22 protein-coding genes are annotated in these 25,032 nt (G+C 64.7%); 13 read left to right on the top strand and 9 right to left on the bottom strand.

Translation table 11 applies throughout. The annotated features are described in order from the left end of the window. Positions 1 to 14: 14 nt before the first annotated feature. Both MHM97_RS01785 and MHM97_RS01780 read right to left on the bottom strand, forming a co-directional pair. Positions 15 to 689, bottom strand: coding sequence for a TetR/AcrR family transcriptional regulator (locus MHM97_RS01785; protein WP_239318896.1), 675 nt, complete (start codon positions 687 to 689; stop codon positions 15 to 17). A 131-nt stretch (positions 690 to 820) separates the two neighbouring features. Then, complete coding sequence (locus MHM97_RS01780; protein ID WP_370645667.1) at positions 821 to 1,312, bottom strand: class I SAM-dependent methyltransferase; 492 nt, start codon at positions 1,310 to 1,312, stop codon at positions 821 to 823. Positions 1,313 to 1,566: 254 nt separating this feature from the next. Between MHM97_RS01780 and MHM97_RS01775 the strand changes: the two genes are divergently transcribed. The 5 genes from MHM97_RS01775 to MHM97_RS01755 are packed head-to-tail and all read left to right on the top strand — an operon-like array spanning position 1,567 to position 8,797. Beyond that, on the top strand, positions 1,567 to 3,345 hold the full coding sequence (locus tag MHM97_RS01775; protein WP_239318895.1) for an ABC transporter ATP-binding protein: 1,779 nt from the start codon (positions 1,567 to 1,569) through the stop codon (positions 3,343 to 3,345). Further along, positions 3,338 to 5,260, top strand: coding sequence for an ABC transporter substrate-binding protein (locus MHM97_RS01770; protein WP_239318894.1), 1,923 nt, complete (start codon positions 3,338 to 3,340; stop codon positions 5,258 to 5,260). The genes MHM97_RS01775 and MHM97_RS01770 overlap by 8 nt, the downstream gene beginning before the upstream one ends. Then, complete coding sequence (locus MHM97_RS01765) at positions 5,260 to 6,288, top strand: ABC transporter permease (protein WP_239318893.1); 1,029 nt, start codon at positions 5,260 to 5,262, stop codon at positions 6,286 to 6,288. Before MHM97_RS01770 ends, MHM97_RS01765 begins: the two co-directional genes overlap by 1 nt. After that, positions 6,285 to 7,454: an ABC transporter permease gene (locus MHM97_RS01760; protein ID WP_239318892.1), complete on the top strand. Its 1,170-nt coding sequence runs from the start codon at positions 6,285 to 6,287 to the stop codon at positions 7,452 to 7,454. The genes MHM97_RS01765 and MHM97_RS01760 overlap by 4 nt, the downstream gene beginning before the upstream one ends. After that, entirely contained in the window at positions 7,451 to 8,797 is a 1,347-nt protein-coding gene (locus tag MHM97_RS01755; RefSeq protein WP_239318891.1) for a CoA transferase, read from the top strand. Before MHM97_RS01760 ends, MHM97_RS01755 begins: the two co-directional genes overlap by 4 nt. Before the next feature lie 348 nt (positions 8,798 to 9,145). On the opposite strand, the gene MHM97_RS01750 is transcribed toward MHM97_RS01755, so the two are convergent. Further along, on the bottom strand, positions 9,146 to 11,533 hold the full coding sequence (locus MHM97_RS01750) for a mechanosensitive ion channel family protein (RefSeq protein WP_239318890.1): 2,388 nt from the start codon (positions 11,531 to 11,533) through the stop codon (positions 9,146 to 9,148). A 436-nt stretch (positions 11,534 to 11,969) separates the two neighbouring features. On the opposite strand from MHM97_RS01750, the gene MHM97_RS01745 reads away from it, so the two are divergent. The 7 genes from MHM97_RS01745 to MHM97_RS01715 are packed head-to-tail and all read left to right on the top strand — an operon-like array spanning position 11,970 to position 18,517. Next, complete coding sequence (locus tag MHM97_RS01745; RefSeq protein WP_239318888.1) at positions 11,970 to 13,193, top strand: glycosyltransferase family protein; 1,224 nt, start codon at positions 11,970 to 11,972, stop codon at positions 13,191 to 13,193. A 2-nt stretch (positions 13,194 to 13,195) separates the two neighbouring features. Further along, positions 13,196 to 14,437 carry a glycosyltransferase family 4 protein gene (locus MHM97_RS01740; RefSeq protein WP_239319209.1) on the top strand — a complete coding sequence of 414 codons (1,242 nt, stop codon included), beginning with the start codon at positions 13,196 to 13,198 and terminating at the stop codon, positions 14,435 to 14,437. Further along, complete coding sequence (locus tag MHM97_RS01735) at positions 14,434 to 15,540, top strand: glycosyltransferase family 4 protein (RefSeq protein ID WP_239318886.1); 1,107 nt, start codon at positions 14,434 to 14,436, stop codon at positions 15,538 to 15,540. The genes MHM97_RS01740 and MHM97_RS01735 overlap by 4 nt, the downstream gene beginning before the upstream one ends. Then, on the top strand, positions 15,537 to 16,121 hold the full coding sequence (locus tag MHM97_RS01730; protein WP_239318884.1) for a histidine phosphatase family protein: 585 nt from the start codon (positions 15,537 to 15,539) through the stop codon (positions 16,119 to 16,121). The genes MHM97_RS01735 and MHM97_RS01730 overlap by 4 nt, the downstream gene beginning before the upstream one ends. Beyond that, positions 16,118 to 17,257 (top strand): glycosyltransferase family protein, encoded by a 1,140-nt coding sequence (locus MHM97_RS01725; protein WP_239318882.1) that lies wholly within the window; start codon positions 16,118 to 16,120, stop codon positions 17,255 to 17,257. The genes MHM97_RS01730 and MHM97_RS01725 overlap by 4 nt, the downstream gene beginning before the upstream one ends. Before the next feature lie 20 nt (positions 17,258 to 17,277). Further along, positions 17,278 to 18,036 carry a polysaccharide deacetylase family protein gene (locus MHM97_RS01720; protein WP_239318880.1) on the top strand — a complete coding sequence of 253 codons (759 nt, stop codon included), beginning with the start codon at positions 17,278 to 17,280 and terminating at the stop codon, positions 18,034 to 18,036. Position 18,037: 1 nt separating this feature from the next. Continuing rightward, entirely contained in the window at positions 18,038 to 18,517 is a 480-nt protein-coding gene (locus tag MHM97_RS01715) for a class I SAM-dependent methyltransferase (protein ID WP_239318878.1), read from the top strand. A 397-nt stretch (positions 18,518 to 18,914) separates the two neighbouring features. Here the strand turns inward: MHM97_RS01715 and MHM97_RS01710 are convergent, their stop codons facing one another. Continuing rightward, positions 18,915 to 20,057 (bottom strand): alpha-D-ribose 1-methylphosphonate 5-triphosphate diphosphatase, encoded by a 1,143-nt coding sequence (locus tag MHM97_RS01710; protein WP_239318877.1) that lies wholly within the window; start codon positions 20,055 to 20,057, stop codon positions 18,915 to 18,917. Positions 20,058 to 20,109: 52 nt separating this feature from the next. On the opposite strand from MHM97_RS01710, the gene MHM97_RS01705 reads away from it, so the two are divergent. Beyond that, positions 20,110 to 20,793 carry a DUF1045 domain-containing protein gene (locus MHM97_RS01705; RefSeq protein ID WP_239318876.1) on the top strand — a complete coding sequence of 228 codons (684 nt, stop codon included), beginning with the start codon at positions 20,110 to 20,112 and terminating at the stop codon, positions 20,791 to 20,793. On the opposite strand, the gene phnN is transcribed toward MHM97_RS01705, so the two are convergent. From phnN to MHM97_RS01680, 5 genes are all read right to left on the bottom strand, one after another. Next, on the bottom strand, positions 20,775 to 21,347 hold the full coding sequence (gene phnN / locus MHM97_RS01700) for a phosphonate metabolism protein/1,5-bisphosphokinase (PRPP-forming) PhnN (RefSeq protein ID WP_239318874.1): 573 nt from the start codon (positions 21,345 to 21,347) through the stop codon (positions 20,775 to 20,777). The two genes, MHM97_RS01705 and phnN, sit on opposite strands and share 19 nt — an antisense overlap. Further along, a complete protein-coding gene (phnL, locus tag MHM97_RS01695) occupies positions 21,344 to 22,027 on the bottom strand; it encodes a phosphonate C-P lyase system protein PhnL (RefSeq protein ID WP_065324546.1) in 684 nt (227 codons plus the stop codon). Before phnL ends, phnN begins: the two co-directional genes overlap by 4 nt. 93 nt (positions 22,028 to 22,120) lie before the next feature. Beyond that, entirely contained in the window at positions 22,121 to 22,891 is a 771-nt protein-coding gene (phnK, locus tag MHM97_RS01690; RefSeq protein ID WP_009175801.1) for a phosphonate C-P lyase system protein PhnK, read from the bottom strand. Continuing rightward, a complete protein-coding gene (locus MHM97_RS01685; RefSeq protein ID WP_005669187.1) occupies positions 22,891 to 23,772 on the bottom strand; it encodes an alpha-D-ribose 1-methylphosphonate 5-phosphate C-P-lyase PhnJ in 882 nt (293 codons plus the stop codon). Before MHM97_RS01685 ends, phnK begins: the two co-directional genes overlap by 1 nt. Positions 23,773 to 23,928: 156 nt before the next feature. After that, the gene (locus MHM97_RS01680) at positions 23,929 to 25,032 is read right to left on the bottom strand and encodes a carbon-phosphorus lyase complex subunit PhnI (protein WP_239318872.1); all 1,104 of its coding nucleotides are present in this window, start codon (positions 25,030 to 25,032) and stop codon (positions 23,929 to 23,931) included.

Below are 25,032 nucleotides of genomic sequence, written 5' to 3'. Positions count from 1 at the left end.
CTTGGCAGACGCCTCTAACGGGACAGATCGCGCCAGAACCGGCGACTGTAATCGGCAAACTCCTGCATCTCCGCATCCGTCGGCGCCTGGCCGGTAAAGACCTTCAGATACTCCGGCGTCATCGAGAGACGATAGTCATGGCTCTCCTGCGGCTCCGCCATGTCATAGCCAAGCTGCATGTAATACAGCACCTTGGCCCGGGTGAGCGCCTCAAGGTCATCACATCCGTAGCGCTGAAACATGGAGGTCAGCGCCGCCACCCGCGCCGCATCCCCCGCCCGCATCCGTGCCAGCACCGCATCGGACCGACGCGCCCAGTCGCGCACCGCAAAATCAAGCGCGGTGTCGAACAGATCCGGATTGGCGATACAGCGAAAGATGTTCAGAACCGCACCGGTGACCCGCTCCGCCGGCGCCTGCGCCTGTGCGATCAGACCCGCGGTATTGGTCTCTTCCCAGCGGGTCAGGAGGGCGTCCAGCAGATCCTGCCGCGACTTGAAATACCAATAGAAAGAGGATCGCGAGACCCCCATCGCCTCGGCCAGCGCCAGCACTTTCACCCGCTCCACCCCGTCACGGATCAGAACATCAAGCGCGACATTCAGCCAATCGTCGCGGGTGACCTTGATATTGCCGATCAGGGGGGCCGCGTCGGGATCATCACGGTGCAGCAGGGGTCTGGATGTCATCACGCTCTCGGGGTCATCGCGCGCCTATGTCGCGCCCGTGCACAGTGCCCCGATGGGCCCGCCAGTGCAAGTCGCGGCGGAGCACCGCACTCCCCGCGCGGCCCTGCACGCCCGGTCCGGATCACGCAGGCTCAGACCCGCTGATACACGAAACAGCGCCCCTCGACCGCGCCTTCGGGCAGAGGCAGTTCCTGCATCTGCTCAAAATACATCCGGTCGGAGGAGACCATCAGCCCCCCGGGCGCCAGCAGCGGCTCCACCAGCGGCGAAATCAACCGCGCAAAGGCATCGTTCTTGTCGCGGTTGTGCCCGCCCAGATCGGCATGGATCAGGCTGGCACTGGCCCCGAACCGGTCCAGCGCCGCCGGCAGCGTCTCGCGCACGTCTCCCAGGATGGTGCGGTCTTCCGGCGGAATACTGTCGGGATGCGCCCCAACCGCGCGCTCGAACACATAGATGTCGCGCCCCCGGATCCGCTCCCGCATGTGATGATAGGTGCGCCCGTTGCCCAGCCCCAGTTCGAACACCGGCCCCGGCAGCGGGTCGGTTTCGGCAATGGCAAAGTCCAGGCAGGCGCGCTGCGACACCATACGGTCGATGAACAAATCCAGTCTCGTCGGCACTTGTGATCCCTTTTCGATTGGAACAGCCACCCGGACTGTCGCGTTGATGTCGTAACTTCACACTATCAGCCCCTGCGTACCGCCATCGGTGCGGCGCGGGAACGGGCGCGTGGGTCACAATTGCTCCAGCAGTCCCCTGCCTGCGACAAATGGCATTTGACTACAAGGGCCTGCCCGCGCGAAGGTATGGCAAAAACAGGGAGATCTCACATCACCAGTCTTGCGCAGCGATCACGCGGCAGGGACCACTAGCAATGCGTCCCCTCCTGTCGGTCGAAGACCTAAGTATCGGGTTCGGAAAGGACAAGCCGGTTGTCCGGAATGTGAACTTTTCCGTCGCCCCCGGCGAAACGCTGGCCCTTGTCGGCGAAAGCGGCTCTGGCAAGACCATCAGCTGCCGCGCCGTGCTGCGCATCCTGCCGCGCACCGCCAGGCTTCATTCGGGCCGCATGATGCTGAGCGGAGGTGACGGCGATGGCGATCTCGACCTTGCCCGGATCAGCGAGCGCCAGATGCGCCGCGATGTGCGGGGCAACCGGATCGCCATGATCTTTCAGGAACCGATGCGCTCGCTCTCGCCGCTGCACCGGATCGGCAACCAGGTGGCAGAGATCATCCACCTGCACAGATCGGTGTCCGAGGCAGAGGCCCGGCGCGAGGTGCTCGAATGCTTCGAACGTGTGGGCTTTCCCGACCCGGACCGCACCTGGCGCTCGTATCCGTTTGAGCTCTCGGGCGGCATGCGCCAGCGCGCGATGATCGCCATGGCCATGGTGGCCAAACCCGACCTGCTGATCGCCGATGAACCCACAACTGCGCTCGACGTGACCACCCAGGCGCAGGTGCTTGGGCTGATGAAGGATCTGCAGCAGGAAACCGGCATGGCGATGATCCTTGTCACCCATGACCTCGGCGTGGTGGCCAATATGGCCGAACAGGTGGTGGTGATGCACAAGGGGCGAGTGATGGAGGCCGGCCCGGCAGAGCCGATCCTGCGCGCCCCCGCACACCCCTACACCCAGCATCTGTTCAACGCCGCCCCCAAGATCCCGGAGGCGATCTGCCCGCTGCGCGACGGGCAGGAGGACCGTATCCTTGAGCTGCGCAACGTCACCAAGACCTTCACCATGCGCTCCGGCAAGAGCTGGAGCAAACCGGTTCTGGTGCGCGCCTGCGAACAGGTCGACCTGAGCCTGCCCCGCGGCAAGACGCTGGCCATCGTCGGCGAAAGCGGTTCCGGCAAGACCACAGCGGCACGGATCGCCCTCGGGGCCGAAACCGTCGACCCCGGTGGCGAGGTGCTGTTCCGCCCCACCACGGGCGCGGCGCCGCTTCAGGTGCACGACATGGACCGCGATGCCCGGCGCGCCTTTCAGCGACAGGCGCAGATGGTGTTTCAGGACCCCTATTCCTCGCTCAGTCCGCGCCAGCGCATCTTTGACACCCTGGCCGAACCGCTGGAGATCCATGGCATCGGCAGCCGCGCCGATCACAAATCCCGTGCCGCCGAGATGCTGCGGCTGGTCGGCCTGCCCGCAGACATGCTCAGCCGCTATCCGCATGCGTTTTCCGGCGGCCAGCGTCAGCGCCTGTCGATCGCCCGCGCGCTGATGCTCGATCCGGCGCTTCTGGTCTGCGACGAGCCAACCTCGGCGCTGGACGTCTCGGTGCAGGAGCAGATCCTGACGCTGCTGGAAGAAATCCGCGACGCCCGTCAGCTGTCCTATCTGTTTATCAGCCACGACCTTGCGGTGGTGGCCCGTATCGCGGATGAGGTCGCTGTCATGCGGCGCGGGATGATTGTGGAACAAGGCCCGCCCGAGGTGCTGTTTCATGATCCCAAACACCCCTATACCAAGGCGTTGATCGCCGCTCAGCCGGTGCCCGATGTGGACCGGCCCATCAACCTGAAACTCGTGGCCCAGGGCGCAGGCGCGCCCGAAAGCTGGCCGGAGGCCTTCCGCTTTGCCGGACAGGATGCCCCGCCGCTGGTGCCACTGGACCCCGGACACAAGGTACGCTGTCATGTCTAACGCACGCCCCCTGTTCACCCTCGCCTCCACCCTTGCCTGGGCGCTGGCATTGCCGCTTGTGGCGATCGCACAGCCGCAGCTGCAGGAGAGTGGCTTCTGGAGCCAGGAGGTCGAGTCAGGCGATCTGCCCCCCATCGCCGACCGAATTCCTGCCGAACCTCTAGTGGTGAATGTCGCCGCAAAGGGCCGCACCCCCGGCCTTCAGGGCGGCACATTGAACACCATGGTCACCCGCTCCAAGGACATCCGCCAGATGGTGGTCTACGGCTATGCCCGCCTTGTTGGCTACAACGAAGCCTACGATCTGGTGCCCGACATCCTTGAAAGCTTTGAAAGCGAGGGCGACCGCAGGTTCACGCTGAACCTGCGCGAAGGGCACAAATGGTCCTCGGGGGATCCGTTTACGTCGGCCGATTTCGAATACTGGTGGAAACACATCGCCAACAACGAAGACCTGAACCCCACCGGCCCGCCGGATTTTGTCCGCGTCGAGGGGGAGCTGCCGCAGGTCTCATTTCCCGATGCGACCACAGTGGTGTTTGAATGGACCACCCCCAACCCCAGCTTCCTGCAGGTGCTGGCGCAGGCCGCCCCGCCCTTCATCTATCGCCCCTCCGCCTATCTGAAGCAGTTCCACAAGGATTTTGCCGAGCCCGAAGCGCTGCAGGAGGAAATCGACTACGCCCGGGTCAAGAGCTGGGCCGCGCTGCACAACAAGCGCGACAATATGGACAAGTTCGACAATCCCGACCTGCCCACGCTGCAGCCCTGGATCAACGCCACCGCCGGCAAGAAGATCCGGCACCAGTTCGTGCGCAATCCCTATTACCACCGCATCGACGAGAACGGCGTGCAGCTGCCCTATATCGACACCGTCGAGATGGAGATCGTCTCCGGCGGGCTGGTGGCGGCCAAATCCAACGCGGGCGAGGCCGACCTGCAGGCCCGCGGCCTCGATTTCCGCGACATCCCGATCCTGCGCAAGGGCGAGGCCGCCGGGGGCTACCGGACAGAGCTCTGGTCCTCCGGCACCGCCTCGCAGATTGCGATCTACCCCAACCTCAACACCGTCGATGAGGTCTGGCGCCAGACCCTGCGCGACGTGCGCGTGCGCCGGGCACTGTCGGTGGCCATCAACCGCGCCGCGATCAATAAATCGCTCTATTTCAAACTGGCCAAGCCCGGCGCCATGACGGTGCTGGAGCAAAGCCCGTTCTTCGACCAGAGCCTGCGTGATGCCTGGGCGCAATATGACCCGGAGCTGGCCAACAGGCTGCTGGACGAGGCCGGATTGGTCGAGCGGGACGGCTACGGCATCCGCCGCCTGCCCGATGGCCGCCCGATGGAGCTGGTGATCGAGACCGCCGGCGAGCGTCAGGAGGTGGAAAACGCGCTGCAGATCATCACCGATGACTGGCGCGATGTGGGCGTCAAGCTGGTGATGCGCCCGCTGGACCGCGACATCCTGCGCAACCGGGTGTTTTCCGGCACCACCATGGCCTCGGTCTGGTACGGCTGGGACAACGGGCTGCCGCAAAGCTATACTTCGCCCGCCTATCTCGCCCCCACCGATCAGGTGTTCTTGTCCTGGCCCAAATGGGGTCAGTTCTACCAGACCGGCGGCGCGGTCGGCGAAGCGCCCGACCTGGCGCCCGCCCAGCGGCTGATGGAGCTGCTGCACGACTGGAACCTTGCCACGGATGCCACCATGCGCGCCGAGGCCTGGCGCGAGATGCTGCAGATCCACGCCGACAATGTCTTTGCCATCGGGCTGGTGGCCGGGGCACCACAGCCGGTGGTGGTCTCCGACCGGTTGCGTAACGTGCCCAAGACCGCGATCTGGGCCTGGGATCCGGGGGCGCATTTCGGCGTACACCGGATGGATGAGTTTTTCTTTGAGGACGGCCAAGGCTGATGGAAATTCTCCGCTACGCGATCTACCGGTTCGGCACCATGCTGCTGACCCTGCTGCTGGTGTCGGTCCTGGTGTTCTTTATCATCAACCTGCCGCCGGGCGATTTCCTGTCGAACCAGATCGCGGAGCTGCGCGCCACCGGGCAGGAGGCGGGTGTGGCCAAGGCGGAATTCCTGCGCCGCGAATACGCCTTGGACAAGCCGCTGTGGCAGCAGTACTTCATCTGGATGGGCATTCTCCCCGGCCCGCACGGGTTTTCCGGCATGTTGCAGGGCAACTTCGGCTGGTCGTTCGAATTTGACCGCCCGGTCTCCGAAATCGTCGGCGAAAGCCTCTGGCTCACCGTGCTGGTGAACCTCGCAGCGGTGCTGTTTGTCTATATGGTGGCGCTGCCCTTGGGCGTGCTGGCGGCCGCCAAATCGCGTACCATGATCGACTATACCGCCGCCTTCATCGGCTATCTCGGTCTTGCCACGCCGAATTTTCTGCTGGCACTGATCCTGTTCTACTATGGCCACCAATACCTGAACCTGCCCATCGGCGGGCTGATGGCGCCGGAATTCGAGGGCGAGCCGATGAGCTGGGACAAGGTCAAGTCGATCCTGATCCACCTGATCGTGCCCACCTTCGTGATCGGCACCTCCGGGGCTTCGGCGATGATGCAGCGGCTGCGGGCCAATATGCTGGACGAACTGGGCAAACCCTATGTGGAAACCGCCGTGGCCAAGGGCATGCGCCCCTCGCGGATGCTGGCGAAATACCCGCTGCGGGTGGCCTTCAACCCCTTTGTGGCCGATATCGGCAATCTGCTGCCCGCGATGGTCTCCGGCTCGGTTCTGGTCTCGGTGGTGCTGGGGCTGCAAACGATCGGCCCGGTGCTGCTGCAGGCGCTGAAGTCGCAGGACATGTTCCTGTCGGGCTTTGTGCTGATGTTCGTGGCCTTGCTGACATTGATCGGCACCATGATCTCCGACGTGCTGCTGGTCCTGCTTGATCCGCGCATCCGCTATGAGGGGCGTGAGACATGAGCCAGAATTCCCCCGATGGGCGCCCCGATGGTCGCTACGTCGATGATGCCCCCTATGATCCGCAGGCCTCGATCCGCGAGCTGGAGCGCAAGGACCTCGACGCCCCCAACTGGGTGCTGATCTGGCGCAAGTTCAAGACCCACCGTCTGGGCCTGATTTCCGGTATCTTCCTGCTGTTCTGCTACGTGATGCTGCCCTTTGTCGGCTTTATCGCCCCCTATGGGCCAAACGAACGCGATGCCGAACATCTCTATTCGCCGCCGCAATCGGTGAACCTGTTTCACGAGGGCGAATTCCTTGGCCCGTTCATCTATCCGCTGACCTCCGAAGCGGATCTGGAGACCTTTCAATGGGTGGTGAAGCCCGATTATGACAATCCCCGGCAGATCGAGTTCTTCTGCGAGGGGGCGGAATATCGTCTCGCCGGGCTGATCCCTGCCGATACCCATCTGTTCTGCGCCCCCGAGGGTGCAACATTGTTCCTCTGGGGCTCGGACCGGCTGGGTCGGGACATCTTCAGCCGCATCCTTTTTGGCGCGCAACTGTCGCTGACGGTGGGTCTGATCGGCATCACCGTGTCCTTTGTGCTGGGCATTTTCTTCGGCTCGGTGGCGGGGTATTTCGGCGGCAAGATCGACTGGGTCATCAACCGGGTGATCGAGATCCTGCGCAGCCTGCCGGAGCTGCCGCTCTGGCTGGCGCTGTCCGCCGCGGTGCCCTCCACCTGGTCGCCGGTGGCGGTGTTTTTCATCATTTCGATCATCCTCGGCATATTGGACTGGCCCGGGCTGGCGCGTTCGGTACGGGCCAAATTCCTCAGCTTGCGCGAAGAGGAATACGTCCGCGCCGCCGAGATGATGGGAGCCTCGTCCGGCCGCGTCATCAAGAAGCACCTGTTGCCCAACTTCATGAGCCACCTGATCGCCTCGGCCACCCTGTCGATCCCGGCGATGATCCTCGGTGAGACGGCTCTGTCGTTCCTCGGGCTTGGACTGCGCGCGCCCGCAGTCAGCTGGGGCGTGATGCTCAATGACGCGCAGAACCTGGCCAATATCGAGATCTACCCCTGGACCGCGATCCCGATGCTGCCGATCATCGTGGTGGTGCTGGCCTTCAATTTCCTCGGCGACGGTTTGCGCGACAGTCTGGATCCCTATCAGCAATGACACTCCTGACCTCCCTCCCGCCCCCCGGCTCCTATCGCGTCACCGGCACCGGCCACCGGCCGAGTGCCTACGCGGTGTCGGAACTGGCCAATGCGTCGGTTGCTGCGGTGGGGCTGGCCATGGCGGATCTGATCGCGGCGCTGAACCTCGCCGCGCGCGCGCCGGAGGTCACGGTGGATCAGCGTCTGGCGTCCTTGTGGTTCGGCGCGTCCTTTCACCCGGATGGCTGGGAGATGCCCGCGCTCTGGGATCCGATCGCTGGGGACTATCCCTGCGCCGATGGCTGGATCCGCCTGCACACCAACCTGCCGCACCACCGCGCTGCGGCGCTCTCCGTGCTGGGCTGCGCCGAGGACCGGGAGGCTGTCGCGGCAGAGGTTGCACATTGGGGCGGCGATCCGCTTGAACAGGCAGTGATCGCCGCCGGCGGTGTCGCGGCCGCCCTGCGCAGCCGCGCGGACTGGCAGACGCATCCACAGGGTGAGGCGGTGGCAGAGGAGCCGCTGGTAGACTGGATCAAGCCCCGCCGCGTGGTGCTGCGCGACCGCCCGGAGGCAAGCCTGTCGCGCCCGCTTCAGGGGATGCGGGTGCTCGATCTGACGCGCGTGCTGGCCGGTCCGGTCAGCACCCGCACGCTGGCCGGGTTCGGCGCCGATGTGTTGCGGATCGACCCGCCCGGCTGGGACGAGCCCGGGGTGCTGCAGGAGATCAGCCTGGGGAAATACATGGCGCAGCTCAATCTGCGCAGTGCGCTCGACCGGGAGCGGCTGAAGGACCTGCTCGCGCAGGCGGATGTGCTGGTGCACGGTTATCGGCCCGGGGCGTTGGAGGCATTGGGGCTCGATCTGGCGACGCGCGATGCCATTGCGCCCAACCGGATCGAGGTGACGCTGAACGCCTATGGCTGGACCGGTCCCTGGGCCGGGCGGCGCGGCTTTGACAGCCTGGTCCAGATGAGCGCCGGGATCGCCCACGCCGGGCAGGACTGGGCTCGGAGCGACCGGCCGACGCCGCTGCCCGTGCAGGCGCTGGATCACGGCACAGGCTATCTGATGGCCGCAGCGGTTCTGTCCGCCCTGGCGGCGGCGGCCCGGGGCGAGGAGGTCGCGGTGGCACGACTGTCGCTGGCGCGGATGGCCGAAACGCTGGTGGCACTGCCCAAAGATCTGGGAGGCGTCCAGATCCACACCGCCGATGCGGCGGATCTCGGGCCCCATGAGGACAGCGGCTGGGGGCCGGCACGACGCCTCTCGCCGCCCCTGAGCCTGGAGGGCTGCGCGATGTGCTGGAGATGGCCCGCCTCTCCGAGCGGCACATATGCGCCCCGGTGGGACGCCGCCTGATTGTTGCGGCTTGCTCCCCCGCCGGGAGGACGCGGACGGGGCGGGCCATGGCTGAACCAGACACAGCAGTTTTGCCGGGCCTCACTTTCGTCGATCAGGGGCCTGCGGCTGCCCGTGACGGCCTGCAGTCAACCGCAGACGGCGCGGCCTTCAAAGCCCGGAATTCGTTTCACGCGCTGACATCAGCCGCCATCCGCCTCGCCCAGCGCCAGAGGCCTTTCGCTTCGGGCCATGCCCGAAGCGACCCGCGCCGCGGACCCTTCCGGGTCCGCGGCGCGCGCGGCCCAACTCCAAAGGGGGCGCAAGGCACTTGCGGTCCGCTGCGGAGGCGGGAGAGCCTGCCCGCCCTCAGCGGTCGTCCCCGCCGCCGCCGTCATTGGCATCCATCAGATCGTCCTCGATCGCTGCCTGTGCCGCCCCAAGTGCTGCATCCCGTCGCGCCGGCGTGTTGCGCTCCTCACTGTCGTCCACGACCCGAACCGTGACCTCCCGATGCGCGAACTTGATTCCTTCGCGCTCAAACAGGTCGCGGATCTCCTGGAACACCTTCTTGCGCACCAGCCACTGATCGCCCGGTTTGGTCATGAACTTCACCCGGATGATCATCGCCGAATCCTGCATCTCGATCACCCCCTGCGACTTCAGCGGCTGGATGAAGTTGTGGCCGATCACCTCATCCTTCAGCAGCTCCTTGCCGAGGGTTTTGATCAGCTTACGCACCTTCTCCACGTCGGTGTCATAGGTCACCCGCAAGGGCAGCTTCATGATCACCCAGTCACGGGAGTAGTTGGTCAGCACCTGGATTTCGCCAAAGGGGATCGTGTGCAGCGCCCCAAGGTGATGGCGCAACTGGAACGACCGCACGGAAATCTTCTCCACCGTGCCCTTGACGCTGCCGATGTCGATATACTCGCCCCGCCGGAACGCATCATCCAAAAGGAAGAAGGCGCCCGAGAAAATATCCCGCACCAGCGTCTGCGAGCCAAAGCCCACCGCCAGGCCAACGACACCGGCGCCGGCGAACAGCGGGCTGACGTTGATGCCGATCTCCATCAGGACAATCAACACGATGGTGACGATCACGACGGCGAGGATCGCACCGCGAAACAGCGGCAGCAGGGTTGCCAGACGACTGGCGCTGGAGGCGCCGCCTTCATCGCCAAGCTCGCCGTCCTCCTGATCCTGGCTTTCCTCCTCGATCTTGCTGTCGATCCAGATCCGGGCGATATGAAAGACCAGATAGCCGATGAACAGGATCACCAGCACGTCGATGATCCGGTCGAGAACCGAGTTCTCCTCCAGCGAAAAATCCGGGTTCCAGACATAGATCAGCGACACCGCCCCGCCGAGGAACGCAAGAATGCCAGCGGCACGGCGCGCAAGATCGCGGAAGGTGGCGATCGGGTGCCGCGGCACTCCGGCCGGCGCCTGCCCGTCGCCTGCAACCGAGCCCTCCGGATCACCCTCCGCGTCGGTATCTCCCGCGGCAGGTTCCGCGACGATTTCGGCGCGGCGGCGCCGGGTCGCAAACTGTTCGATGACGTAGTTGATCAGGCCATAGACCACGAGGATCGAACTCAGCACCGCAAACAGCCCCATGTTCGGCGGCACCGGGCTGGGGTTCTCCAGCACCAGATCAAAGGTCAGCGCCAGCCAGCCGAACGCGATATAGAGGATCACCATCGGGGCCCAGATCCAGGACAACAGGCGGTTCGGCCAGGCCACGACATGCGCCGCCCCGGCGTTGCGGATCGCCGCCGAGACCGCCCGCGCGTTGACCAGCACCAGCAAGATCCCCAACAGCGACGAGACCAGCATCAGGATGGCATAGGTCAGCACGTAGATATTGTAGTTGAGGCCGAAGTCCTGCACCCAGGTTGCAATCATGACCGCCGCAAAATCAAACGTCGCCAATCCCGATAGCCACAGATACAGCCGCCGTGCCGCCCGGTCCTCCAGCGCCGGAATGCGGTACTGGCTGAGGTAAGGCGACAGCACCATGCGCCACAGATCAGACGCCGTGCGGGCGGCAAAGAAGGTCAGGTAGACCGCAAGCGAGGTGAACTCCACCGAGACATCGCCGGAGGGACCAAAGACAAGCAGCGTCACCACCAGCGCAAAGACCATGGCAAACAGCGTTGCCCCGAGCCCGGCAAAGAAGCGGATCAGCAGGAACGGCATCTTGCCCGCATAGCCCTCGGGCGCGTCCTCGATCCGGCTGACCACAAACCGTTTTATCAGGCGCTTGCCATAGATCTCGACCGACAGCCAGCGACCGATCAACAACAGCAGCAGCGTGATCACCATGACCTCCACATAGGTCATGATGCGCCCGTCGGGGCTGGTAGCGCGCAGAATATAGGCCATCTCGATATAGGAGTTGGGCAGCGCCTCAAGGCGCTCGTTCAGCTGGGCCCGGAACTCGCGCATCCGGGTCTGCGCCTTCATCATCGACGAGGCCCCGCCCATGACGCCCGGCTCATTGGCCATTTCCGCCTCGGCTTCGGCCAGCGCCGCCGCCCCGGTCAGCGGCCGTCCGCTGCCATCCAGGATCACCACACCAACGCCCGCCTCCGAGGCCTGCCGGATCGCCTCCGCCAGGGCGCTGGCGTCGCCCGCATTGTCGCGTCCGGCAACGCTGTTGAGCGCGGTCTGGGCCTGGGCGCCCCCCACGGACAGGACACACAGCACTGCCACCGCGATCCACAACCGAAACAGGCTTATCAGGCTCTGCATGACGTTTTCTCCCTTGGCCCTTTGGGCAAATGATATGCGATCCGGGTCATTTCCGGTGGCAACTGTCGATTTTGCGCCTCAAATCACATCTCGTTCTCTTTGGTTTGATTGCATGACCCGCCTCTGCAGGCTATATCACGGATGTTTAATTCCCCTGTTTTTCGCCTCGCGTGTTCGCGGGGCCATAGCAAAACCGGGCGGGAAAGATGGAACAACCGGCCACGCTCCGCCGCTGACGGGAGCGGGCTGTCACGACGTTGGGGCGGAATATGGCGGGGCGGAATATGGCCAGAACGCAAGGCGCCAGCCCGGCCGGGCGTCGCGCATCGCCCTCCGTGCGGCGCCGGTTCGATCCGATGCGCCTCCGCGTCGTCCCCCCTTCCTGCCCTGCGCCCGCGGTTTTACATCCTGACCACCCCTGCAAGCGAGCCCCCCTATGAGTGCCAGCACCACGTCCCGATTGGGCCCAGAGGCGGGGCGCGGTCCGCGCATCCTGTTCTACAGCCACGACACCTTTGGGCTTGGCCACCTGCGCCGCTCGCGGGCGCTGGCGGCGGCGATCACCTCTGCCGATCCCACCGCCTCGGCGATGATCCTGACCGGCTCGCCGGTGGCGGGGCGCTTTGCCTTTCCCAACCGGGTCGACCACATGCGCCTGCCCGGTGTCATCAAACGCGCCGACGGCTCCTATGCCAGCCGCACCATGGGCATGACCATCGAGGAAACCACCGAGTTGCGCGCCGGTCTGATCCGCTCCACCGCCGAACAGTTCGACCCGGATGTGCTGGTGGTGGACAAGGAACCCTGCGGCTTTCGCGGCGAGTTGCTGCCCACGCTCGACCTGTTGCAGCACCGCGGCAAGGCCAAGCTGGTGCTGGGCCTGCGCGACGTGCTGGACGAGCCCGAGGTGCTGAGCGCCGAATGGGATCGCAAGGGCGCGCTGGCGGCCACCGAACAGTATTACGACGAGATCTGGGTTTATGGCCTGCGCGATGTCTACGACCCCACCGCCGGGCTGGATCTGAGTGCGGCGGCACAGGCCCGCATGCATTGGACCGGCTACCTGCGCCGGGACCTCGGCGAGGTCGGAGAGCCGCCCGAACAGCCCTATGTGCTGATCACCCCCGGCGGCGGTGGCGATGGTGCGATGATGGTGGATCTGGCGATCTCGGCCTACGAGCGTGACCCCAGCCTGACGCCCCGCGCGATGCTGGTCTACGGCCCGTTCCTCTCGGGCGAGACCCGCGCCGCGTTCGAGGACCGCGTCGCGGCACTGGACGGTCGTGTCACCGCTGTCGGCTTTGAAAGCCAGATCGAGACCCTGTTTGCCGGTGCCCAGGGGGTGATCTGCATGGGCGGTTACAACACCTTCTGCGAGGTCCTGTCCTTTGACAAACCGGCCGTGATCGTGCCCCGCACCACGCCGCGGCTGGAGCAATGGATCCGCGCCAGCCGCGCCGAGGAGCTGGGCCTTGTCACCATGCTGGACGAGACCCGCGACGGCTGGACACCGGATGCCATGATCGGCGCGATCCGCGCCCTCGACCGTCAACCCCGCCCCTCGCAGGCGATTTCCGACGGGCTGCTCGACGGGCTCGACTATGTGACCGGCCGTGTCGACCACCTTCTGCATCTCTTGCCGCGTGAGGCTGCCGAATGAACATGACCCGCCGTCCGGCGCTCGCCGTGCTGGTCAAGGGCTGGCCGCGCCTGTCCGAGACCTTTATCGCGCAGGAACTTGTCGCCCTCGAGGACGCAGGCCAGCCGTTTGAAATCTGGTCGCTGCGTCACCCCACCGACACCAAGACCCACCCGCTGCACGATCGTTTGCAGGCCCCGGTGCACTACCTGCCGGAATATCTGTATGACGACCCGGCCCGCGTCGCCAGATCGCGCGCCATCGCGCAGGCCCTGCCCGGCTATGCCGCCGCCTATCGCGTCTGGCGCGCGGACCTGCGCCGTGATCCGACCCGCAACCGGGTGCGCCGCTTTGGTCAGGCCTGTGTACTGGCGGCGGAACTGCCGCCCGAGGTGCGCGGCCTCTATGCGCATTTCCTGCACACGCCCTCATCGGTGGCACGCTACGCCGCGATCATGCGCGGCCTGCCATGGAGCTTTTCCGCCCACGCCAAGGACATCTGGACCTCGCCCGAATGGGAGTTGCGCGAAAAGCTCTCATCACAGACCCAAGGCGCGGCCTTTGGCGCGACCTGCACGGGCTTTGGCGCGAAACACCTGCAAGACCTCTCGGCTGGCACTCCGGTGGATCTGATCTATCACGGCCTTGACCTGACGCGGTTCCCAGCCCCGCCCGACCGGGAGCTGCGCGCGCCTGACGCCTCCTTTCACATGATGTCGGTGGGGCGCCTCGTCGAGAAAAAGGGCTTTGACCGGCTGATCGCCGCACTGGCGCTGCTGCCTGTGGATCTGGACTGGCACTGGACCCATATTGGCGGTGGCGGGCTGGGCGATCTGCTGCAAGGCATGGCCGAGGACGCAGGGATTGCAGCGCGCATCACATGGCGCGGTGCCTGTGACCAGCCGGAGGTGATCGCCGCCATGCGCGCCGCCGACCTTTTTGTGCTGCCCTCGCGTGTGGCAGAGGACGGTGACCGCGACGGGCTGCCCAATGTTCTGATGGAGGCCGCATCGCAGGGCCTGCCGATCCTGTCGACGCCCGTGTCGGCGATCCCGGAATTCATCCAAAGCGGCACCCATGGTCTCCTCAGTGATGACGCGCCCGCAGCGCTTGCCGATGCGATGCTGCGCCTCGCGCATGCCCCAGACGAGGCCCGCCGCATGGCCGACGCCGCGCTCAACCGCCTGCGACGTGATTTTGGCATGGACCCGGGCATCCGGCAGCTGAACACCCGCCTGAACGCCATGCTCAAGGGCGCTGCATGACCGCGCCCCGCATCGCCTATTATGCGCCGATGAAGGCCCCGACCCATCCGACGCCCTCCGGCGACCGGGCCATGGCACAAAGCCTGATGGGCCTGTTGGAAAGGGGTGGTGAGGAGGTCATTCTCGCGTCTGAGCTGCGCCTGCATGACAAACTCGGCGACCGCGACCACCAGCAGATCCTGCAACAGCGCGCTGCGGATGAGGTGGGCCGCCTGATCGAAGAGCTGCCCGAGGTCGACGCCTGGGTCACCTATCATAACTATTACAAGGCCCCCGATCTGATCGGCCCCGCCTTGGCGGCCGCCCGTGACATTCCTTATGTGCAGATCGAGAGCACCCGCGCCAGCAAACGCCTGACGGGCCCGTGGTCGGAATTTGCCCAAGCCGCACATGCGGCAGCGGATCAGGCGGCGGTGATTTTCTACCTCACCGAACAGGACCGCGAGACGCTGGAGCGCGATCGCGCAGGCAACCAGAAATTGGTGCACTTGCGCCCCTTCCTGCCGCAAGATGCCCTCCCCGCGCCCAGCACGGGTGATGGCCCAATGCTTGCTGCCGGTATGATGCGGCGGGGTGACAAGCTGGCCTCCTATGCGCTCATCGCCGAGACGCTGCGCCATCTGGAGAGCACAGAGCGCGCGGTCGACTGGCAGCTCTTGATTGCGGGCGACGGCCCCGCGCGCACCGAGGTGGAATCGCTTTTTGCACGCTTTGGAACGCGCGTGCGCTTTCTCGGTCAGCTCGATGCCGCAGCCATGGCAGAGGCCTATTGCGCAGCACAGCTGTTCCTGTGGCCCGGCGTCAATGAAGCCTTCGGCATGGTTTACCTGGAGGCGCAATCCCACGGGCTGCCCGTGGTGGCGCAAGACCGCCCCGGCCTGCGCGATGTGCTGCTGCCCGCAATGCCCGATGCCTATCCTGCGCCCGACGCCGGGGCCTTCGCACTGGCGGGCCGCGTTCTGCGCCTTCTCGACAGTGCCTCTGAGCGCGACGACCTCAGGCGGCGGGCGCGCGAACATATCGCCACCCACCACCTGCGACCCGCCGCTGCAGACACCCTTTGGGCTGCGCTGGGGCCACTGATACAGGAACGGGGCACATGATCCGCCTTGCCCTGCTGCGTCACGGCCATACCGCGTGGAACCGTGCGGGCCGCATTCAGGGGCGCAGCGACATCCCGCTTGACGAGACCGCACGCGCAGACCTCGCCGCGCAGTCTCTCCCCGAGGGTTGGAACGACGCGGATCTCTGGTCCAGCCCCCTGACACGCGCCGCTGAAACCGCCACGCTTGTGGCCGGGCGCGCGCCCCAGACCACGCCTGCACTCATCGAAATGAACTGGGGCGCATGGGAAGGCCAGCACGGGGTGGACCTGCGTGCAGATCCCGCGTCCGGCTTTCGCGACATCGAACACTGGGGCTGGGACTATCGCCCCCCCGGCGGTGAAAGCCCGCTTGAGGTCTGGAACCGCATCGATCCGTGGATCAAGAGCCTCGCGCGCGACACCGTCGCGGTCTGCCATATCGGGATCATGCGTATGATCCTTGCCCGCGCCCATGGCTGGGATTTCGACGGCCCTGCTCCGTTTCAGGTCAAACGCAATCGGCTCTTTGTGGTGGAGGTTTCGCGCGACAAGCTCACGCCCTGGCCCGATCCCATTCGACTTGAGCGACGGCCATCATGAAGGTTCTGATTGCCGTCACCCACCTTCTGGGCACCGGGCACCTGTCACGCGCCCTGACACTGGGGCGCGCATTTGCGTCGGAAAATCATCAGGTTACGGTAGTTTCTGGTGGCTTTCCGGCACCGCAACTCTCTGCGCAGGGTCTGCAGTTTGAACAGCTACCGCCTCTGCGCTCTGATGGCGTGGAGTTCTCGCGCCTGCTTGGCACGGATGGCACGGTTGCGGATGAGGCTTATCTGATGCGCAGGCGTCAGCAGATGCAGGCACTGATTCAGGATCAGCAGCCGGATGTGCTGATCACCGAGCTCTATCCGTTTGGTCGTCGTTCCCTCCGGGATGAGTTTCGCGCCCTGCTGGAGGCCGCGCATGCGCTGCCTCGTCGTCCGCTGGTGCTGTCGTCGATCCGCGACATCCTCGCACCGCCCTCAAAGCCCAAAAAGGCCGAAGACGCCGATGCAATGATCGCCACCTTTTACGATGGCGTGCTCGTTCACTCAGACCCCAAGGCCACGACGCTGGACGTCAGTTGGCCGGTCTCAGAGATGCTGGCGTCACGGCTGCAGTATACCGGCTATGTCGCACCACCTGCTGCTGCACCGCACCCCGAGGGCCTCGGCAAAGGGGAAATCCTCGTCAGTGCCGGCGGTGGCAGCGTGGGGGATGCGCTTTACGCTTGCGCGATCGAGGCCGCCAAACTGATGCCCGATTACCGCTGGCGCATTCTGGTTGGCGGCGCGGATGCACGGGCGCGCATCGCAGATCTTGAGGATGCAGGCTCGCCCGCGATCCTGGAACCTGCCCGCCCGGAGTTTCGCGCCATGCTGCCTCATGCGGCGGCCTCGGTCAGCATGTGTGGCTACAACACCGCGCTTGATCTGCTGCAATCCGGCACACCCGCCGTTCTGGTGCCGTTTGATGCGGGCAAAGAGGTGGAACAATCCTTGCGCGCCCAGAGCCTTTCGCCCCTCGCAGGCATTGAGGTGGAGGGCGCAGCAACCCTCACCCCGGCTCGTCTGTGCGCCGCACTCTCCCGTGCCATGCACGATACGCAACGCGGCCTTGACGGCTTTGAATTTGACGGGGCGCAGCGGAGCGTGGAGATTGCCGCAACGCTGCTGAGGCGGCAGCGCGCTTGAGCGCAACGGGGGGGACGGACATGACACAAGGCTGGGACGCGCTGGACGCGGAGTTGGCGCATTGGGCCACGGAGGGCCTGCGGCTACCGCTCTGGTGGCGGGATGATGATGCGATTGCGCCCACCGAGGCGCTGGTCCGGCTGGAGACACTGGCGACGCGGCTCGACCTGCCGGTGCATCTGGCGGTGATCCCCGAAACTGCGCAGCAGGAACTGGCACAGGCGGTTGCGCAATCCAGCCACCTGATCCCGGTGGTGCATGGCTGGGCGCATAAAAACCACGCCAGCGCCGACAAGAAGAAATGCGAATTTCCCAGTACCCGCCCGGTGGATGAGGCGCTCAACGCGGCGGAACAGGGGATGGATCGCCTGAAACATCTGTTTGGTCCGGCGTTGCAGCCGATGTTTGTGCCCCCCTGGAACCGGATTTCTCCAGCCATGCTGCCCTGGCTTGCGGGTCTGGGCTTTGCTGCGATCTCCACCTATGGGCCACGCAAGCGCGTTCAGGCCGCGCCGGGTCTGGTGCAGATCAACACCCATATCGATCCCATCGACTGGAAACATGGACGGGGTCTGGTGCCCGAGGAGCACCTCCTGACACCGTTGGTCGACACGCTCATAGCGCGCCGCACCGGTCAGCAAGATAACGCAGAGCCACTTGGCCTGCTGACGCATCACCTTGTGCACAGTGACGAGGTGTGGGAGTTCTGCGAAACACTGCTGCGCCGACTGCTGGATGGCCCGGCACACCCTTGGCGTTTCAATGAAAGGATTGGCTGAGATGAGCCGACTGGACAGCATGCTGCGCCGCCTCACTGCGCAACGCGATGGGCTCAACTGGGCCGCGCAGCAGATCTCGGGCATTGCGGGGGATGTGCTTGATCTGGGATTGGGCAACGGACGCACCTATGACCATCTGCGCGAGGTCATGCCGGAGCGGCGGGTCTGGGTCATTGATCGCGTCCTGCAATGCCACCCCTCCTGTGTGCCCCCGGAAGAAAACTTCCTGCAAGGCGAGGCAGAACCGATGCTGGCGCGACTTGCAGACGGCGGGCATCGGCTGGCGCTTGCCCATTACGATCTGGGGTTTGGCGTCAAGGAACAGGATGTTGCCGAAGCCGCAAAACTCTCGCCCGCGATTTTGCAGGTCATGGCAGCGGGAGGGCTGATCATCTCAGGCCAGCCACTGGTGGGGTTTGAGGAAATCGACGGCCCCGAAGGCATCCCCGAAGGCCGTTACATGTTCTACCGCGCCGGGTAGGCCGCGATCTCTTACCCCAGCGGAGAGCCTTGCGGCTCTCAGGTTTTGCGCTTTGCTTTGCAAATCGCGGTGGGGCGGTGGCCACGCCTGCGGCGCGGCCACCGCCCGGCCCAACGCTTTTTGGGGGAGGCTTTGCCTCACTCATAAAGGGGCGGGAGCTCCCCCCTCCCCGCAACACAGAGAATAGGTCAGCTGTCTTGTCGGATTGTTTCGCGTGCGAAACAACAGGTCACAGAGACTGATACTTTATGTGGGCGTTGCGCATGCAGCGTACGCTGACATCTGGGGATGCGCTCGCTTGCACCAGATGTCAGCGGACTCACCGGATCTTTAACCTACTGAAATATAACGCGCGCCCATGGAAGGCGCACGTCATAAACACCCAACGCCTTTCCCGTCAGGCGACACGCGCACCGCGCGCATAGACGGCCCGTGGCATCGGAACCCCTTCGCCAACACGGAACCGGATCAGGTCTGCGCGTTTGCCAACCTCCAGCACCCCGCGATCCGTCAAGCCAACCGCAGCAGCAGGCGCTGCTGTCACCGTCGCCATACCCCGCGCCAGATCGCCCCAGATGTCACCGAGTTTGACCGCCGCCTGCAACAGTGCCGCCGGGATGTAATCCGACGAGACGATGTCCAGCAGTTCCAGATCCGCAAGCTCGCGCGCCGCGACATTGCCGGAATGCGACCCGCCGCGAATGAGGTTTGGCGCGCCCATCATCACCTTGATGCCATGCTCGTGACAGGCCCGAGCCGCCTCGACCGTGGTGGGAAACTCGGCCAGTCGGATGCCGTGGCTTGCGGAGGTGGCGACCTGCTCGGCGGTGGTGTCATCGTGGCTTGCCAGCACCGCCCCAAACCGCGCGGCCTCAGATACCGTGGCCGCTTCGTGCATATCGCCGTATCGCGCGCGCAGGTCTTTCAGCTCGGCCACATGGTTGATGAACTCCTCATCCGACATGCCGCGTTTGGATTTCACATATTGTTCGAGCTTGGAGATATCGCGGAACTGGCGCTGACCCGGCGTGTGGTCCATCAGGCTGACCAGCCCGACGCGGTCCTCGGCGGTGAATTCCGACAGCTCCTCGGCCAGCGTTTCCGAACAGACCTCGGCGCGCAGGTGCAGGAAGTGGCTGATCTTCAGCATGTCCTTGGCGCGCAACTCCAGCATCTCGGTGGCAAGCTGGCGGGCATATTTCAGGTAGCGCCCCTTGCCGCGCGGGATCGAGCCCACCCGCATCGCATCAAACACCGTGGTGATCCCGGTGGAGGCCAATTCCGCGTCATGGGCCACCAGCGCTGCCGCGTGGGGCCAGTCGACGCCGGGGCGCGGTTCGATGTGGCGTTCCAGATTGTCCGTGTGCAGTTCCACCAGACCGGGGCTGAGGAAATCGCCCTCAAGATCCACCGCACCGGCAGGGACAGCGGTACCCTCGGAGATGTCGGAAATCACGCCTTGGCTGATTTTCAAGCTGCCTGTGCGGGTTTCACCTGCAAGGATCAGCGTGGCATTGGCAAGGATCAACTCTTGTGTCATCTGAAGTTCACATCTTTCGGGATAGGGAAGGCCCACGTCTTAGGAGGCCAATGTGACATTTACGCGATACGCGATCTATTATGCGCCCCCCGCCGAGGCGGCGTGGAGCAAATGGGCAACCGGCTGGCTCGGTTGGGATATGGAGGCGGGCTGTGCGACCGCGCTCCCCGACGCCGGAGCGTTGGATGTGGCGGCGATCACGGCAACGCCGCGCAAATACGGGCTGCATGCGACAATGAAGCCGCCGATGCGGCTGGCGACGGGCACCGATGAGGACGCCCTGCGCGCAGCATGCGCGGCACTGGCCGCCACCCGCGCCCCCGTCCGCCTGGATGGTTTGCAGGTGGAACGTCTGGGCCGGTTTCTGGCGCTGCGCCCGCTTGGGGATGTGCACGCGCTGAATGCGCTGGCAGCGGCTTGCGTCACCGAGCTTGACGCCTTTCGCGCGCCCGCATCCGATGCGGAAATCGAGAAACGCCGGGCGGCGGGACTGAGCGCAGAGCAGGACACAAACCTCATCCAGTGGGGGTATCCTTATGTGCTGGATCAGTTCCGCTTTCACATCACCCTCACCGGCAAGCTGCCCAAGGGCGATCTGCCCGCGGTCGAGGATTACCTCGCGACCGAACTGGCGCCGCTGTTGCCACAGCCCTTTGAGATCAACGATCTGGCGCTGATGGGCGAGGCCGAGGATGGGCGTTTTCACCTGATCCAACGCTACCCCCTCTTGGCCTGAATGATCGACTGAGCTTGGACGATGGCGGCGCAAAGATCGCCGCTGTTGTCCACCTCATAGACCTGTTTCAGCCCGTCGGGCAGCGCGAGGCTGGCGCGTGCAAGGCGGCGTTTGACCTCATCGGCATCCTCGCGCCCTCGGCCTGCCAGCCGCTCTGCCAGAACCTCTGGCCGGGCGGTGACGGAAATCACGCGGAAGTCGTCAAACACCTCCTGCGCCTGCAAAAGCACCGCGCGTGACAGGTTCACCAGCACACCGGACGCGCCCACGCGCAGTTTCTCGATGTCGCGCGGCACGCCGTAGCGCAGCCCATGGGCCTCCCAGTGGAGCGCAAAGACATCCGCCTCGACCAGGGCCGCGAACTCCGCCTCGCTGACGGGTTGATAATCCTCCCCCCCGGCCTCTGGCGCGCGGGTGATGACGCGCCGCATGCTGCGCAGGCGCGGATCGGCCACGGCAAGACCGCTCATCAGACTGTCCTTGCCGACGCCCGAGGGGCCGACAACGGCAATCACCGGCCCTTTTGCGGGGTTATTGTCGGCAGGCGCGCTCATGCGGCGGCCTTGGGGGCAAAGGCCGAGACATCGATGAAACGGTCGCAGACCTGTTCACGGGCGGATTCGTCGTGGAAGATGCCGATGATGGCCGCGCCGCGCTCCTTGGCGGTCTCAATGAGGTTCAGCACCGTTGCACGGTTCTGCGCATCAAGGCTGGCGGTCGGCTCGTCGAGCAGCATCGCCGGGTAGTCATAGGCAAAGCCACGCGCAATATTGACCCGCTGCTGTTCGCCACCGGAGAAGGTTGTGGGGCTCAGAGTCCAGAGCCGCTCGGGAATGTTGAGCTGCGCCAGAAGCGACGCCGCGCGGTCGCGGGCCTTTTCCACCGGGGTGCCAACGGACAAGAGCGGCTCTGCCACCACATCCAGCGTCGAGACCCGTGGCACCACCCGCAGGAACTGGCTCACATAGCCCAGTGTCTTGCGGCGCAGTTCCAGAATTTCGCGCGGCTCGGCATTGGCGACATCCAGCCCACCGATCATGATATGGCCGGAGGCGGCAAGGTAATTGCCGTAAATCAGCCGCATCAGGGTCGATTTTCCGGCGCCCGAGGCACCGATCAGCCCGACACATTCGCCGGGGTTCACCGAAAGGGTGGCCCCTTCCATCACCGGGATCAGGGCGCTGCCCTGATTGTGCAGTGTGAAGGTCTTGGAGACATTTTGAATGTCGATCATGGGAGTTTGAGAAGCGGTCATAGCCAGCCTTTCCAACGATAAAAAGAAGCCTGCCGCGCGTCTGCATCCATCGCGCAGGCAGAACGCATCAAGTCACACCTGCAACACGGAGGAGACCAGCAACTGCGTATAGGCATGCTGAGGATCATCCAGCACCTGATCGGTGAGGCCGGTTTCCACGACGTGGCCCGACTTCATAACCATCAGGCGATCCGCCAGCAGGCGCACCACCGCGAGGTCATGGGTGACGATAATCGCCGAAAGGCCCATTTCGCGCACCAAGCCACGCAGCAGATCCAAAAGCCGCGCCTGTACCGATACATCAAGACCGCCGGTGGGTTCGTCCATGAACACCAGACGCGGGCCAGTGACGAGGTTGCGGGCAATCTGCAAGCGTTGCTGCATGCCGCCCGAAAACGCCGTCGGGCGATCATCCACCCGGCTCTCGTCGATCTCCACGCGGTCGAGCCAGTCGACGGCACGGTCGCGGATGTTGCCATAGTGGCGGTCGCCGACGGCCATCAGCCGCTCACCGATGTTACCACCGGCAGAGACCGACATGCGCAGGCCCTCGCGCGCATGCTGGTGCACAAAGGCCCAGTCGGTGCGTCCAAGCATGCGGCGCTCGGGTTCCGACATGGTGAGCGTATCGACGGGACCACGATCCCGGGTGTCAAAGATCACCTCGCCGCCGTCCGTGTCCAGATGACCCGCAAGGCAGTTCAGCAAGGTGGACTTGCCGGAACCGGACTCGCCCACGATGCCCATGACTTCGCCCGGATAAAGGTCAAAGGAGACATCCGTACAGCCGATGCGATGGCCGTACATCTTTTTGATATTGTTGACTTTCAGAAGGGGATGCATCACGCGGCCTCCGGTCCGGTGGTGAGAGGAGCGTCCTGGCCCAGACGGCCCACATGGCCCGCCTCACGCCGAGAGCGGCAATAGTCGGTGTCGGAGCAGACGAACATCCGCCCGCCCTGATCATCGAGGATCACCTCGTCGAGATAGCTGTCCTCTGCGGCGCAGAGATCACAGGGGTGGTCGGCCTTGGTGGCCTCGAACGGGTAGTCCTCGAAATCGAGAGAGACCACTTTGGTGTAGGGCGGAACTGCGTAGATACGCTGCTCCCGCCCCGCACCAAAGAGCTGGATCGCGGCCATTTCCATCTTGGGGTTGTCGAACTTCGGAATGGGAGACGGATCCATCACGTAGCGCCCCTCCACCTTCACCGGATAGGCGTAAGCGGTAGCAATGGCGCCATGTTGGCTGATGTCTTCATAGAGTTTCACATGCATGAGGCCGTATTCCTCAAGCGCGTGCATCTTGCGGGTCTCGGTCTCACGCGGCTCCAGAAAACGCAGGGGTTCCGGGATCGGCACCTGATAGACGATGATCTGATCCTCGCGCAGATCGGCCTCCGGGATGCGGTGGCGGGTTTGGATGATCGAGGCCTTTTCGGTTTCCTCGGTGGTGGCGACACCTGCGGTGCGCTCAAAGAACTTGCGGATAGAGACCGCGTTGGTGGTGTCATCGGCACCCTGGTCGATGACCTTGAAGGTGTCATCGGGTGTCAGTGCCGCGGCAGAGACCTGCACGCCGCCAGTGCCCCAGCCATAAGGCATGGGCATTTCACGGCTGGCAAAGGGCACCTGATAACCGGGGATGGCGAGACCTTTGAGGATCGCGCGACGGATCATCCGCTTGGTCTGCTCGTCGAGGTAGGCAAAGTTGTAGTCAGACATATCGAGTCCTTTCGGTCGCTCGAAGGGATCGGGAATGGGTGAACACGGGTGCGACTCTCACGCCCGGGGCGCTTGCGGCCCGGGCTGCGCCTGCCTGCCCCCCGGCAGGCGCATGCGCGCCCGCCCAGGCAGTCGCGGCCCTCATGATGGAATGCTTCATTCCGCCGCCTCCCGCGCTTGCTCAGCCTCAGTGCGCGCGGCCTCGGCCTCGCGACGCAGCTTGCGCACCAGTTCCAGTTCGGACTGGAAATCCACGTAATGCGGCAGTTTGATATGTTCGAGGAAACCGGTCGCCTGAATGTTGTCGCAATGGCTGAGGACAAATTCCTCATCCTGCGCGGCGGCCCCCAGGTTATCCTCGCCGAGCTCCTTCCAGCGCAGCGCGCGATCCACCAGCGCCATGGAGATCGCCTTGCGCTCTGTCTGGCCAAACACCAGACCATAGCCCCGGGTGAACTGCGGCGGCTCGGTCTTGGAGCCTTTGAACTGGTTCACCGTTTCGCATTCCGTCAGTTCCACCTCGCCGATTTCGATGGCAAAGCCCAGCTCGGGAATGTCCATCTCAACCGCGACGGTGCCGATGCGCAGCTCGCCCACAAAGGCGTGGTTGCGCGCATAGCCGCGCTGGGTGGAATAGGCCATGCCCAGCACAAAACCCTCATCTCCCCGGGTCAGCGTCTGCAACCGGGTGGCACGATCCGCCGGGAAGGACATCGGCTCGCGGGTGATGTCCTTGGGCGTCGCATCCGACTCTTCCTCGGTCTGGATGATATCCTCACCGCGCAGAAAGGATGTCACATGCGGGGTCGGCTCGCGACGCGGCTCCGCAGCAGGGGCCTCGGGCACCTCGCCTTCGGCGGCGAGTTTGAAATCCAGCAAACGGTGCGTGTAGTCGAATGTCGGCCCCAGCACCTGCCCGCCCGGCACATCCTTGAAGGTCGCGGAAATCCGGCGGTCGCAGGCCATATTCGCGGTCTCCACCGGGCGCGAGTTGCCAAAGCGCGGCAGCGTGGTGCGGTAGGCGCGGATCAGAAAGATCGCCTCGATCAGGTCGCCCCGCGACTGTTTGATCGCCAGTGCGGCCAGATCGGGATCATAGAGCGAGCCTTCGGCCATCACCCGGTTCACCGCCAGTTTCAGCTGCGCGCGGATCTGCGCCAGCGTCATCTCTGCGATGCTTTGATCGCCCCGGCGTTCTTCGGCAAGCCACGCATGCGCGTTGTCGATGGCGCGCTCACCGCCTTTTACTGCTACATACAT

The organism is Epibacterium sp. Ofav1-8, assembly GCF_022348185.1.
Lineage (GTDB): Bacteria > Pseudomonadota > Alphaproteobacteria > Rhodobacterales > Rhodobacteraceae > Epibacterium.
The sequence above is the reverse complement of the archived record's forward strand: the minus strand, read 5'-3'. Positions and strand labels throughout refer to the sequence as shown.